The sequence below is a fragment of the Bradyrhizobium sp. URHC0002 genome, assembly GCF_054059515.1.
Window position 1 is genome coordinate 1,140,353 of the sequence record NZ_JBSSCF010000001.1, and the last position, 13,406, is coordinate 1,153,758.

The 13,406-nt window shown below is 63.7% G+C and carries 12 protein-coding genes; 5 read left to right on the forward strand and 7 right to left on the reverse strand.

All coding sequences use genetic code 11. From position 1 onward, the window contains the following. Positions 1–35: 35 nt before the first annotated feature. Both fabB and fabA read right to left on the reverse strand, forming a co-directional pair. Positions 36–1,259: a beta-ketoacyl-ACP synthase I gene (gene fabB / locus ACVWVY_RS05445; protein WP_456625413.1), complete on the reverse strand. Its 1,224-nt coding sequence runs from the start codon at positions 1,257–1,259 to the stop codon at positions 36–38. 63 nt (positions 1,260–1,322) lie between these two features. Continuing rightward, complete coding sequence (fabA, locus tag ACVWVY_RS05450) at positions 1,323–1,844, reverse strand: 3-hydroxyacyl-[acyl-carrier-protein] dehydratase FabA (RefSeq protein WP_456625414.1); 522 nt, start codon at positions 1,842–1,844, stop codon at positions 1,323–1,325. Between the two features lie 335 nt (positions 1,845–2,179). Between fabA and irrA the strand changes: the two genes are divergently transcribed. Continuing rightward, positions 2,180–2,671, forward strand: coding sequence for an iron response transcriptional regulator IrrA (irrA, locus tag ACVWVY_RS05455; protein ID WP_057854836.1), 492 nt, complete (start codon positions 2,180–2,182; stop codon positions 2,669–2,671). A 139-nt stretch (positions 2,672–2,810) separates the two neighbouring features. Here irrA and ACVWVY_RS05460 read toward each other — a convergent pair whose 3' ends face one another. After that, positions 2,811–3,338 carry an SH3 domain-containing protein gene (locus ACVWVY_RS05460; protein WP_456625415.1) on the reverse strand — a complete coding sequence of 176 codons (528 nt, stop codon included), beginning with the start codon at positions 3,336–3,338 and terminating at the stop codon, positions 2,811–2,813. 346 nt (positions 3,339–3,684) lie between these two features. On the opposite strand from ACVWVY_RS05460, the gene ACVWVY_RS05465 reads away from it, so the two are divergent. Next, positions 3,685–4,686 (forward strand): 2-hydroxyacid dehydrogenase, encoded by a 1,002-nt coding sequence (locus ACVWVY_RS05465; RefSeq protein WP_456625416.1) that lies wholly within the window; start codon positions 3,685–3,687, stop codon positions 4,684–4,686. A 170-nt stretch (positions 4,687–4,856) separates the two neighbouring features. Here ACVWVY_RS05465 and ACVWVY_RS05470 read toward each other — a convergent pair whose 3' ends face one another. After that, positions 4,857–5,771, reverse strand: a complete 915-nt coding sequence (locus ACVWVY_RS05470; protein WP_456625417.1) for a LysR family transcriptional regulator — start codon at positions 5,769–5,771, stop codon at positions 4,857–4,859. 118 nt (positions 5,772–5,889) lie between these two features. Between ACVWVY_RS05470 and ACVWVY_RS05475 the strand changes: the two genes are divergently transcribed. Then, on the forward strand, positions 5,890–6,897 hold the full coding sequence (locus ACVWVY_RS05475; protein WP_456625418.1) for an aldo/keto reductase: 1,008 nt from the start codon (positions 5,890–5,892) through the stop codon (positions 6,895–6,897). Between the two features lie 66 nt (positions 6,898–6,963). On the opposite strand, the gene ACVWVY_RS05480 is transcribed toward ACVWVY_RS05475, so the two are convergent. Further along, positions 6,964–8,040, reverse strand: a complete 1,077-nt coding sequence (locus tag ACVWVY_RS05480; RefSeq protein ID WP_456625419.1) for a hypothetical protein — start codon at positions 8,038–8,040, stop codon at positions 6,964–6,966. Positions 8,041–8,146: 106 nt separating this feature from the next. On the opposite strand from ACVWVY_RS05480, the gene ACVWVY_RS05485 reads away from it, so the two are divergent. Beyond that, entirely contained in the window at positions 8,147–8,785 is a 639-nt protein-coding gene (locus ACVWVY_RS05485) for a TetR/AcrR family transcriptional regulator (RefSeq protein WP_456625420.1), read from the forward strand. On the opposite strand, the gene ACVWVY_RS05490 is transcribed toward ACVWVY_RS05485, so the two are convergent. Beyond that, positions 8,773–9,576, reverse strand: a complete 804-nt coding sequence (locus ACVWVY_RS05490; protein WP_456625421.1) for a HesA/MoeB/ThiF family protein — start codon at positions 9,574–9,576, stop codon at positions 8,773–8,775. The two genes, ACVWVY_RS05485 and ACVWVY_RS05490, sit on opposite strands and share 13 nt — an antisense overlap. A gap of 128 nt (positions 9,577–9,704) precedes the next feature. On the opposite strand from ACVWVY_RS05490, the gene ACVWVY_RS05495 reads away from it, so the two are divergent. Continuing rightward, a complete protein-coding gene (locus ACVWVY_RS05495; RefSeq protein ID WP_456625422.1) occupies positions 9,705–11,084 on the forward strand; it encodes a serine protease in 1,380 nt (459 codons plus the stop codon). A 20-nt stretch (positions 11,085–11,104) separates the two neighbouring features. Here ACVWVY_RS05495 and ACVWVY_RS05500 read toward each other — a convergent pair whose 3' ends face one another. Further along, positions 11,105–13,207 (reverse strand): HAMP domain-containing methyl-accepting chemotaxis protein, encoded by a 2,103-nt coding sequence (locus ACVWVY_RS05500; protein WP_456625423.1) that lies wholly within the window; start codon positions 13,205–13,207, stop codon positions 11,105–11,107. Between the last annotated feature and the right edge of the window lie 199 nt (positions 13,208–13,406).

The following is a 13,406-nucleotide window of genomic DNA, read 5'->3' on the forward strand; positions in this document are numbered from 1 at the left end:
GCTCTCACTGCAAGCGAGAAGAGGCAAGAACGAAATCACGCATCCATCCGCTTGAACACCAGCGTGGCGTTGGTGCCGCCGAAGCCGAACGAGTTCGACAGCACGGTGCCAAGCTTGGCGTTGTCGATGCGCTTGCGCACGATCGGCATGTCGGCAAACACCGGATCGAGCTCGGTGATGTTGGCGCTCTCGCAGACGAAGCCGTTGTTCATCATCAGAAGCGAATAGATCGCCTCCTGCACGCCGGTCGCGCCGAGCGAGTGGCCGGTCAGCGCCTTGGTCGCGGAGATCGGCGGACACTTGTCGCCGGTGCCGAACACTTTTCGGATCGCCTCGATTTCCGGGGGATCGCCGGCGGGCGTCGAGGTCGCGTGCGGGTTGATGTAATCGATCGGGGTCTTCACGGTCGACATCGCCATGCGCATGCAGCGCTCGGCGCCCTCACCCGACGGCGCGACCATGTCGTAACCATCCGATGTCGCGCCGTAGCCGACCACTTCGGCATAGATGCGCGCGCCGCGCGCCTTGGCACGTTCGAGTTCTTCCAGCACCACCACGCCGGCGCCGCCGGCAATGACAAAGCCGTCGCGGCTGATGTCGTAAGGGCGCGAGGCGGTGGCGGGGGTGTCGTTGTATTTCGAGGACATCGCGCCCATGGCGTCGAACAAGACCGACAGCGACCAGTCGAGCTCCTCGCAGCCGCCGGCGAAGATCACATCCTGCTTGCCGATCTGGATCGTCTCATAGGCGTTGCCGATGCAATGGTTCGAGGTCGCGCAGGCCGAGGAGATCGAGTAGTTCACGCCCTTGATCTTGAACCAGGTCGCAAGCGTGGCCGACGCCGTCGACGACATCGCCTTCGGCACCGCGAACGGTCCGACGCGTTTGGGGCCCTTGCTTCGCGTGATGTCGGCCGCTTCGACGATGGTGCGGGCGGACGGTCCGCCAGAGCCCATGATGATGCCGGTGCGGACGTCGGAAACTTCCTCGGGCGACAGTCCGGAATCCTGGATCGCCTGCTCCATGGCGATGTGATTCCACGCCGCGCCCTCGCCGAGAAAGCGCATCGCGCGCCGGTCGATAACGTCGGACGGATTGAGCGTCGGCGCGCCCTGCACCTGCGAACGGAAGCCCATCTCGGCGTATTTAGCCGAGCGCGTGATCCCGGATTTCGCCTCATGAAGGCTCGCAAGCACTTCCTGGGTGTTATTTCCGATGGACGAGACAATGCCCATCCCCGTTATGACAACCCGCTTCATGATCGCCTCGCCCTGCCGTTTCCGTTTGTCCGTGAAGATATTTTGAATACGTGATCGCGTCGCTCAGACAGGCGCGGTGCCCTGCTTGAACAGCCCGACCTTCAGATCCTTGGCGCGATAGATAATCTCGCCATCCATGGAAAGCCAGCCGTCGGCAACGCCAAGCACCAGCTTTGAACGCATCACGCGTTTCATGTCGATGTTGTACACAACCTTACGGGCATTCGGCAGCACCTGGCCGGAGAACTTCAATTCCCCCAGCCCCAGCGCCCGGCCCCGCCCCTCGCCGCCACTCCAGCCGAGGTAGAAGCCGACCATCTGCCACATCGCGTCCAGGCCGAGGCAGCCCGGCATGACCGGATCGTTCTTGAAATGGCAGCCGAAAAACCACAGGTCCGGCTTCACATCGAGTTCGGCCCGAATCAGACCCTTGCCGAATTCCCCGCCTTTTTCAGAGATTTCGGTGATGCGGTCGAACATCAGCATCGGCGGCAGCGGCAGTTGCGCGTTGCCCGGGCCGAACATCTCGCCACGGCCGCAGGCCAGCAAGTCCTCGAATTCATAACCGCTGCGCCGATCCAGCATCGTATCCCGCCTCTGCCTTAGATGTCCCGATGGAGCGCTTTCTGAGCGAACCGGACCCGTTTCCCTACGGGAGAACTCTTGTTTCCCGCAAATTGGCGCTACTTAGGGTGCAATCGGCATTAGCCTCTGCCGAATTCGCATATGTGGTCCGCGCGCTCTGTAACATAGGCACCGGGGCCCGGCAAAGCACTGGAACGGGCTAAAACGCCGTGTTTGCACGCTGGTTCCTCTTAACCTTGGGCCGGTTCTAGTTGCGAAAAACTTGCATGTACCTGATTTCCTTTTATATTGGGCAAGAATATTGCCCAAGTTAGCGCGTGGTACCAGAAGTGGACATGAACGACCAAGCCCCGACCCCGAACGACGACGGTATCGATCCGGCCGCCCGAGCCGCCGGACATCAGCCGGCGTTGACCGGTTGTCCCTGGCACGACGTCAATGAAATGCTGCAGGCCGCCGGCCTTAGGCCGACGCGCCAGCGCATGGCCCTGGGCTGGCTGCTGTTCGGCAAGGGCGCCCGCCATCTGACCGCTGAAATGCTGTACGAGGAAGCGACGCTGGCCAAGGTTCCGGTGTCGCTGGCGACCGTCTACAACACGCTCAATCAGCTTACCGATGCGGGTCTCTTGCGCCAGGTCTCGGTCGACGGCACCAAGACCTATTTCGACACCAACGTCACCGCGCACCACCACTTCTATCTTGAGAACAACCACGAGCTCGTCGACATCCCCGATCCGCACCTGGTGCTGTCGAAGATGCCGGACGTGCCGGAAGGCTACGAAATCGCGCGCGTTGACATGGTCGTGCGCCTGCGCAAGAAGCGCTGATCTCCGTATAAAATTTGTAGGGTGGGCAAAGGCGCGTTCGCGCCGTGCCCACCGTCTATTTAAAACCGTCGAAAGAAATGGTGGGCACGCTTCGCTTTGCCCACCCTACGAATGACTGCGCAAGACGCGCTAGCGCGTCTCACTCCACCTTCTCATCCGCGTAGACGCCCCACAGGCGCTGCTGTTCGATCCAGCCGTCAAAGCCGTTGCCGATCACGCGGCACCAGCCATTGGAGCATTTCTTGACCTGGGTAACGACGCCAACCTGCAGGCGGGCCGCAATCGCGCTGGTCGGATCGGGACGATCATAGAGCGACGCAAGCTCGTCCTTGGTCTTCATGGTGACGACCGCAGTGCGGCGGCCGGACAGCAGCGAATGATAGACCCAGCCCTCAGAGCCCTCGGAATCGCGCACGCGGCGCCAATTCTCGAACTCGGCGGTGATTTCGACCGGCAGGCCCGAGCGGGTATAGATCCAGGCGACATCGTTATCCTTGGTCGGACCGGCCCGGACATTCACATGGTCGGATTTGAGGCTGACATATCGCGGCACCGGCAGGCCGCTTGTGGTGATGGCCGAATCCTTGGCCGAAAACCCTGTGCTGACCGATGCCAAAAGCCAGCACCCCGCCAGCACCGCCACCGAACAGAAACGCCCCAACGCCATCAACTCGTCTCCTGCCGAGATAGTCACAACCCAAATTCCTCGAGTTGAAACCGCTCGCTAACGCCCGAAAACCCCAAACCCCGTGCCCCCGCTTGGTCCATCTCCGGATTGTGACTTCCGAGGGGTTCTTGTCTTGGCCCGGCCTTCTGGTAGAGAGGACAGAACGTTGAGAACAAGAACGCCCGAATTTTCCGCTGAAAATCCGAGGCAAGTATTTGGGAACCCAAGGACTTACCTAAGATGCAGCGGGACATCGGGACCGCGTGGCGTCAGCAGTGTCGAACAACCGGGTTAATGAGGTCTGAACGGAGAGCTCCGGCGAGCCGTTGTCTCATGAGAGCAGGAAATGTCGGTTAAGAAAAAACCTCTCGTCGTCGTCACCCGCAAGCTCCCGGACTCGATCGAGACCCGGATGCGCGAGCTGTTCGATGCGAGGTTGAATCTCGACGACACGCCGATGACGCGGGAACAGATCGCGGACGCGGTCAGCACCGCCGACGTGCTGGTGCCGACCGTCACCGACATGATCAACGAGGAGATGCTCAAGCATCCCGACTGCAAGCTTCGCATGATCGCCAATTTCGGCAACGGCGTCGACAATATCGACGTTACGGCGGCGCATGCGCGCGGCATCACGGTGACCAACACGCCGAAAGTGCTGACCGAAGACACCGCCGACATGACCATGGCGCTGATTCTCGCGGTGCCGCGCCGGCTGATCGAGGGCACCTCGATCCTGACCGAGGGCAAGCACTGGCCGGGCTGGTCGCCGACCTGGATGCTCGGCCACCGCATCGGCGGCAAGCGCCTCGGCATCATCGGCATGGGCCGCATCGGCCAGGCCGTGGCCCGCCGGGCGCGCGCCTTCGGCCTGCAGATCCACTATCACAACCGCCGCCCCGTGGCGCCCGTCATCGCCGAAGAACTCGGTGCGACCTATTGGGAAAGCCTCGACCAGATGCTGGCGCGGATGGACATCATCTCGGTGAACTGCCCGCATACGCCGGCGACGTTCCATTTGCTTTCGGCGCGGCGGCTGAAGCTGATCCGCAAGGACGCCTATGTGGTCAACACCGCTCGCGGTGAAGTGGTCGACGAGGACACGCTGATCAAGCTGATCGAAAGCGGCGACATCGCCGGTTGCGGCCTCGACGTCTACGAGCACGAACCCGCGGTCAATCCGAAGCTGGTGCGGCTCGCCAAGGCCGGCAAGGCAGCGCTGCTGCCGCACATGGGTTCGGCTACCGTCGAAGGCCGCGTCGAGATGGGCGAGAAGGTGATCATCAATATCCGGACCTTCCTCGACAACCACAAGCCGCCGGACCGCGTGCTGCCCAGCATGCTCTAGATCGGGCACCGCACCCAATCCTCATGGTGAGGAGGCGCGCCAGCGCCGTCTCGAACCATGTAGCCCCCGCTGCTGCATCCGGGCTTTCATCCTTCGAGACGCGCGAAGACGCGCTCCTCAGGATGAGGCGCAGAGCCGGAGCGGCGAGATGGCCGGAGTGAGCCGACGAATTACTTGCTCTTCCGCCGCTCCCGCTTCCGCCATTCCGCAACGAAAGCCACGAACGCGGCGAGCGCCGGCGGCGGTTGTCGGCGACTCGGGTAATACAGAAACGGTCCCGGAAACGGCGCGCACCAATCGTCGAGCACGCTGACCAGCGCGCCGGACTTGATGCCGTAGCGAACGTATCCCTCGAACGTCAGCCAGAATCCTGTGCCGTCATGGACCGCGCGCAGCGCCAGGCCGAGATAGGTCGCAATCAGCTTGGCCGGCGGCGAGACCTTTACGACACGCCCTCCCTTCTCGAACTCCCAATCCAGCATCGCGCCGCTGCCGAAGCGGGTGCGGATGCAGGAATGCTCCAGCAGGTCCTTCGGATGTTTCGGGCTGCCATGCTGCGCGACGTATTCGCGCGACGCCACCACCGCGTAGCGCTGCGGCGCGCCGAGCGAGACGGCGATCATGTCCTGCGCCAGATGCTCGCCATAGCGAACGCCGGCGTCAAAGCCTCCGGCCACGATATCGACGAACGAGCTCTCGCCGACGATCTCCAGATCGATCTTGGGATGGGCTGCAAGAAACGGCGCGACCATCGGCGCCAGCACCAGATCGATCGCCGGCGGCGGCGCATTGATGCGCAGACGCCCCGACGGCACGGCCCGCAGGCCGCGCACCTGATCCAGCGCCGCGCCGACATCCGACATGGCAGGGCCGACACGGGCCAGCAGCAATTCACCGGCCTCGGTGAGCGCTACGCTGCGCGTGGTGCGGTTCATCAGGCGGACGCCGAGCCGCTCCTCCATGTCACGCAGCCGCTGGCTGAGGCTCGAGACGGAGACGCCCTGCTCGGTCGCGGCGCGCCGGAAATTCCGGGTGCGCGCCACGGCGACGAACGCATCGAGGTCGCGGAGGTCGAAATTCTTCATTGTTCGATATCCTGAACAAGCTATTTACGATTGTCCAGCTTATCGCTTTATCGGAAAGGGCGCATATCAGCCTCGTCACCCCGGCGCGAATTCGCTGCCGATTACGAGGAGAACCACCATGGAAAAGCGCAAACTCGGCATGACAGGTCCAGCCGTCTCGGCCATCGGCCTCGGCTGCATGGGCATGTCGGATTTCTACGGACCGGCCGACCGCAGCGAGAGCATCGCCACCCTCCATGCCGCGCTCGATGCCGGCATCACTTTGCTCGATACCGGCGATTTCTACGGCATGGGCCACAATGAGATGCTGATCCGCGAAGCGCTCACGGGGCGCAATCGCGACAGTCTGCAGATCAGCGTCAAGTTCGGCGCGCTGCGCGATCCCAACAAGGGCTTTCTCGGCTACGACAGCCGCCCGGCGGCGATCAGGAATTTTGTCGCCTATTCGCTGCAGCGGCTCGGCGTCGAGACAATCGACATCTATCGGCCGGCGCGGCTCGATCCGGATGTGCCGATCGAAGAGAGCGTCGGCGCGATGGCCGACATGGTGAAGGCCGGCTGGATCCGGCATATCGGGCTTTCCGAGGTCGGCTCCGACACCATTCGCAGGGCGCACGCGGTGCATCCGATCGTCGACCTGCAGATCGAATACTCGCTCGTCGCGCGCGGGATCGAGAGCGACATCCTCCAGACCTGCCGCGAACTCGGAATCGGCATCACCGCCTACGGCGTTCTGGCGCGCGGGCTGATCAGCGGCCACTGGTCGAAGGAACGCTCCGCCGTGCAGGATTTTCGTCAGATGAGCCCGCGCTTCCAGGGCTCCAATCTCGACGCAAATCTTGCACTGGTGGATTCCCTGCGCGCCATTGCAGCCGAAATTGCTGCATCGCCGGCGCAAGTCGCGATTGCCTGGGTCGCGGCGCAGGGCAACGATATCGTGCCGCTGGTCGGCGCCCGCCGCCGCGACCGCCTTTCCGAGGCGCTCGGCGCGCTCGACATCAAATTGACGGATGCGCACCTTGCCGCGCTCGCCAAGGCTTTTCCGCCAGGCGCCGCGGCAGGGGCACGCTATCCCGAGGCGCAGCTTGCACACATGGATAGCGAGAAGCCGGCCAAGGCTTCCTAATCAAGGCTTCTTAATCAAGGCATCCTGACCGGCGAGGCCCGCTCAAATCGACGACGCCCCGGAGCGTTAGGGTTGAGCGGGCTGGCTGCGGCCGATCGTCGTCACCGCGGTCAGGAGATCGCCGTCGCGGGAGCAGGCAACGCGAACTTGTCTCGCCACGGCCCAATCCGGCTGCGTTGGTGAAAGGGTGATGATGGCCGCCCCAGCCTCTCGCTTCGTCGCTGCCGATCCCGATACGATCGTCTCGCCTTCCATCGCGAGGCTGAAGCGCCCGGCTTCATCGAATGCGAGATCGAGCCCGCCCTGAGGCTTCCCATCCGCGAGACTGCCGATCCGGGTGATCCGCAACCCGTCGCCGGCCGCGAAGGCTTCAATTGATTCGGCGGGCGTATCCATTCGCGCGATGCGCAGCCTTCCATCCGGCTTATTGCTCTCGATGCGATAGATGATGACCCGGCCATCGCCCTCGAGAATCCATTGCTCTCCGACCGACATTCGGGCGGGCCTTGTCTTCAGGCGATAGCTGATCGTTCCGGCGCGTATGGCCCCAAACAAGTGTCCTTCGGTAAAATAACCTTCATGCGCGACGAAGGGCCCGGCGCTGATCTTGACGGGAACCTCAAAACGCTTGTCGCCGACGAACACCGCGGTCTGCGGTCCTGCGAGCGTACTGGCGCGCCGCCGCATCAGCGGCAGGCTGGTGTTGGGCGAGTGGCTGCCGGGATCGGAGACGCCGCCGCGCTTGAAATCCGGCTCGTCGACGGTCGTGATGTCGAGCACAACAGGCTCATCGGCATGCGAGCGAAATTCCAGCCGCGCGTGCCGCCTTCCCGGCGGGGCGTCGACGGCTAGCACGATGTCGCGGCGGCAGGTCTGGCGGGCAACGCCATGTCCCTCAGCGGACAGATCGTCGTCGTTGACGTGATCGATCTGGCTCTGGTCGTGACGCGTCAGGATCGCACGGATCGAGGGCGTGCCATCGGCGCGACAGCTGATCATGGCTTCCACCGCCTCATAGTCGGGATGGCCGCTGAAGAACGCCATGATGTGCAGGTCTTCGCGCCGAAACCGAAGCAGGAAGGGCTGCAACAGGCCGGGAGGCAGAACGATGCCCGCCTCGCTGGCACACGGATCCGTACTCATCAAACTCCACCCTTCGCCGCGCGATAATCGTGCGTAATCGGTTTGAGTACCCATGGGTACTGGCTATACAGTACCCATGGGTACTCAGTCAAGGCAGGCTACGAGAATGAAGCGTTCGGCTGGAGCGGCGGTGGCGAAGCCGCCGGAGGAAACTCCGGCGCGCGAGGAGGAGATCCTGCGGGCCGCCTTCGACGTCTTCACGGAAAAAGGCTTTTATGGCGCGACGATGCTCGACGTCGCGAGCCGGGCGCGCGCGTCCAAGGCAACATTGTATGCGCGTTACCCCAGCAAGGAGGCGCTGTTCGAAGCGCTGATGGCCTGGGCGACCCGGCAGGGCACCGATGCGCTGGATGCCATTGCCGCGGACGAAACGCTCGATCCCTTGACCGCGCTGCATCGTTTTGCCGCGCAATTGCTCGCGCTGATGCTGCAGCCGAAGAAGCTGGCGCTGTTCCGAATCGCGGTCGCGGAGGGCGACCGGCTGTCCGCGGTCGGCCGCACCTACAGCGCCTTCACCCGGGATCACGGCATGGAGCGCGTCCGCGCGATCGTGGCGCGGCTGTTGAAGCAGGGGCTGATCGAGATCGACGACCGCGCCGAATTCGGACACAGCTTTATCGGACTGTTGCAGGGCGAACTCTTCATGCGCGCGCTGCTGGGCACGATCCCCGCTCCGGGTCGCGAGGAGATCGATCGGCACGCCAGGCGAGCCGTGACGCGCCTGATGCGTGCCTATGCTGCGTAGCCGCTCAAATCAGTGATCGTGGGCTTATCGCCGTTGAGCGGGTTTTGCGGATCGCGCGCGTAGCGCAAGGTTTCAAACCGCATGGCGCGGGCGTCCACCATCACCAGCCGTCCGACCAGGCTCTCGCCGAAGCCGACGATCTCGCGGATCGCCTCCAGCGCCATCATCGAGCCCAGCATGCCTGCCAGCGCGCCCATGACGCCGGCTTCGGCGCAAGCCGGTACGGTGCCGGGCGGCGGCGGTTCGGGAAACAGGCAGCGATAGGTCGGATTGAACTCCCCGTCGGCGCCATGTTCATGCGCGCGGATCGTGGTCAGCGATCCGTCGAACTGGCCCAGCGCCGCCGTGATCAGCGGTTTGCCGGCAAAGAAGCAGGCATCGGAAACCAGATAGCGCGTTTCGAAATTGTCGGAGCCGTCGAGCACGAGATCGTAGCCGCCGATCAGCGACATCACATTCTTTGCGTCGAGACGCACCGGATGCGCCTCGAAATGAACATGCGGATTGAGCGCGTGAATGACCTGGGCGGCGCTGTCGACCTTGCGCCGTCCGACGTCGGGCGTGGTGTGGATGATCTGGCGCTGCAAATTGGACAGCGAGACGATGTCGTCATCGACCGCGCCGAGCGTGCCGACACCGGCGGCGGCCAGATACATCAGGACAGGCGCGCCGAGGCCGCCGGCGCCGATCACCAGCACAGACGCCTCCTTCAGCGCGGTTTGCCCGGGGCCGCCGACTTCGCGCAGCACGATATGGCGGGCGTAGCGTTCGAGTTCGTCGGCCGTCAGCATGGTCGATCTATTTCCTGGCGCGGTTCCTGAACCGGGGCGCGGTTGTTGCCGACCAAGCAGATGTGCTTAATTGGCGGGACGTCAATGAGCGCTCCTATACTCCACTCCTGAATTCTTCTGGATTTGTCATGAGATCGGTGCTTTCGGCAACATTGATGGTGGCCGCCGCGGTTTTTGCCGTCTCGGAGGTCTCCGCGCAGGCGCAGATGACGCCGCCCGCGACAGTGGGCGCCAAGCCAAAAACGGTCACGACCATACCGATCCGTCCCGCGCTGCAGAAGCCGGAGGAAACCGCCAATGCCATGGCGCAGGCCGAGCGGCTGGCGCTGCAGTCGGACCTCGCCTGGGTGGGGCAGTATAATGGCGCCCTCACGGGCGACGTCAGCGAGCGCATGGTCAATGCGATCAAGGAATTCCAGAAATCGCTCGGGGCTAAGCAGACCGGCGTGCTCAATCCGCAGGAGCGCGGCACCTTGGCGGATACCGCCAGGAAAAAGCAGGAAAGCGTCGGCTGGAAGATCGTCACCGATCCCGGCACCGGCGTGCGGCTGGGCATCCCCACCAAGCTGGTGCCGCAGCAGGCCAGCGACGCCAACGGCACCAAATGGACCTCGCCGACCGGCACGATCCAGATTCAACTGGCGCGGCGCAAGGAAGCCGGCCCGGTCACGGCGAAGCTCGCCGAGCGCGAGAAGAAAGAGCCGGGGCGCAACATCGACTACACCGTGGTCAAGCCGGACTTCTTCGTGCTGTCGGGCCTGCAGGGCCTGAAGAAATTCTATCTGCGCGGCACGTTCAAGGGCGACGAAGTCCGCATCCTCACCATCCTCTACGACCAGGCGACCGAGAATACCGTGGAACCGGTCGTGATCGCGATGTCGAGCGCGTTCAATGCGTTTCCGGCTGCCGTGCAAATGGCCGGGCCTCCGCCGCGCAAGACGGTGGAATACGGCACCGGCCTCGTCGTCGGTGACGACGGCGCGATCATTGCCGACCGCCAGATCACCGACGGCTGCCTCACGGTCGCGATTGCGGGTTTTGGCAATGCCGATCGCGTCGCCGAGGACAAGCAGCACGATCTCGCGCTGCTGCGCATCTATGGTGCGCGCGGGCTGAAAGCGCTCAATCTCGCCAACGTCGCCACCAAGACGGCGCTCGACCTTACCGGCATTGCCGATCCGCAGAACCAGGGCGGCGGCGCCGCGGTGACCAGCCTCAAGGCTTCGGTCGCCCAGCTTGGCGGCGGCAGCAATATCGCGCTGACGCCCGCCCCGTCGCTCGGCTTTTCCGGCGCACCCGCGCAGGATGACGACGGCAGGTTCGCCGGCGTCGCGCTGTTGAAGCCGGTTCAGGTCGCCGGGCTCGCCAATGGCGCACCGGCGGCGCAGGCGGTGCTGGTGACCGCCGAAACGTTGCGCGACTTTCTCAAGGCCAATGGCGTGAATGTGGCCGGGGGATCGACCGACGCCAAGGCGTCGGTCGTTCGCGTGATCTGCGTCAGGAAATAAGCGCCCGCAAATGTCGGGGATCAAGCAGCCTTGATGTTGTTGAGGAAGGTTTCGACCTCGCCGCGCATCGTCTCGGACTGTCTCGACAGCTCGCTGGACGCCTGCAGCACCTGATGTGCGGCGGCGCCGGTGTCACCGGCGGCCTGCTGGACGCCAACCACATTCGCCGAGATTTCACCGGTGCCGAGCGCCGCCTGCTGCACGTTGCGGGCGATTTCCTGCGTGGCCGAGCCCTGTTCCTCGACGGCGCTGGCGATCGCGGAAGCGATCTCGTTCATTTCAGAGATCGTCGACGTGATCCCCCGGATCGCGGTCACGGCGTCGCTGGACGAATTCTGAATCGCGGCGATCTGCGCGCCGATCTGTTCCGTTGCCTTCGCCGTTTGCTCGGCGAGGCTCTTGACCTCGGACGCCACCACGGCAAATCCGCGGCCCGCCTCACCGGCACGCGCGGCCTCGATCGTGGCGTTGAGCGCGAGCAGGTTGGTCTGCGACGCAATGTCGTTGATGAGCTTGACGACGTCGCCGATGCTGGCCGCACCGTCATACAAGCCTTGCACCGTGGTGTTGGTGCGATCGGCTTCCTCGACGGCCTTCTGCGCGATGGCAGCCGATTGCGCCACCTGGCGGCTGATCTCGGTCACCGAGCTCGCCAGCTCTTCGGAAGCCGCCGCGACGGTTTGCACGTTGGTGGAAGCCTCTTCGGTCGCAGCCGCCACGGCGGTCGCCTGGCTGGAAGTTTCTTCCGCCGTCGCCGTCATCGACGAAGCCGTCGCCTGCAGCTCGGTCGAGGCCGATGCCACCGAGCGCAGCACGGTCGATATGCTGGCGTCGAACGCCTGGGTCAATTCGTTGACCCGCGCCGCCCGCACGACGCGCGCCTTGATCGCCTCGGCTTCCTTGTCGGCAAGCTCCTTGGCCTTGATCATGTTCTCCTTGAAGATCAGGACCGCTCTCGCCATCAGGCCGATCTCGTCCTTCTTGTCGGTGGCGGGGATGGCGACCGAATGATCGCCGCCGGCGAGCTGCCCCATGGCGCCGACCATCTGGAGGATCGGCGGAACGATCGAGCGATTGGTCAGGTACACGACCGTCACCGCGACGCCGAGGCCAACACCAAGCAGCACCCAGAGCAGCGTCATCAGGAAGCTGGTCTCTGCGAGCACGGCATCGCCATCCCGGTTCAGATTGTCCTGCTGCCGCGAAACCATACCGCCCGAACGCGCGCCGGCGGCGTCCTTTGCGCCCGCGAAAATATCGAGAAGCTTGTTGGCGCGCGGCGCCGCCTCGTTGGTCAGGAACCACTGCGCCATGTTCCAGCGGTCCGACGCCCGGATATCGAACATCTTCTGCGGCAGCGGCGAGAATTTGGCGCGGGCGTCAACCAGCGCGTCGAAGGCGCTCTGCTGGGCGCTCGTCATTTCCGAGCGCCGCGTCGCGAGCGCCTCGAACTTTTTCTGATTGAGCGCCCAGAGTTCCTCGAACTCCTTCTTGAAGACCAGGTCCGCGGTCAGGAGATAGGCGCGGATCGCACCGATCGCCATCGCCATGCTACCGCGCAGGTCGGCAAAGCCGATCAGCAGGCTCTTGCGCGCATCGGTCGAGGTGATGCTACCTTCCTCATCAATGATCGAGGTCGCCTTCTGCAGCATGATCTTGGCCAGCGGCGCGGCTTCGGTGGCGAGCAATTTTGCGGCCGGCTGTTCGTCGATAGTGTGGGCAATCGCTTCGGCCTTGTCCTGCGCGCTGCGCAGTTCATCGAGCAGCGGCTTGGCCTGCTTCCAGTCCGCCTTGTTCTGCTCGACCGTCCAGTGGCTTGACAGGCTGTCCATCCTGGAGCCATGACGCTGGATTTCCTTCCACAGCATCGTGCGCTCGGTCTTGAACGAATCGTTCCCGGTGATCATCCAGCCCCGCAGCGAGGCGAGCGAGGCATAGACCCCCGCCACCACGTCGCTTGCGGCCATCGCGGTCGGTACGCGAAGGTTGACGTTCCGGTTGGTGGATTCATTGACCGCGCCAACCTTGACGATCGTGGTACCGACCACGATGGCCAGCAGCGCGCAGAGCACGCTGAAACCCAGAATCAAACGCCCTCGAATGTTCAGATTCAGGAGTGTCACGGCTCGATCCCTTTCGATGCGTCAGCGCCAGTGCTGAGAAGCACATCAAGGTTCCGCCGTTACCGTGAACAAAAAACAAATAGACGAACCGTACTAGTACGCAATTCCCTCACGACAAGCGCGCGATCTCCCGCAAAACAACGGAGTTAAGACTGCTACGTGGAATACACAAAGCCGCGCGGAGCAGTGGATGCGGATG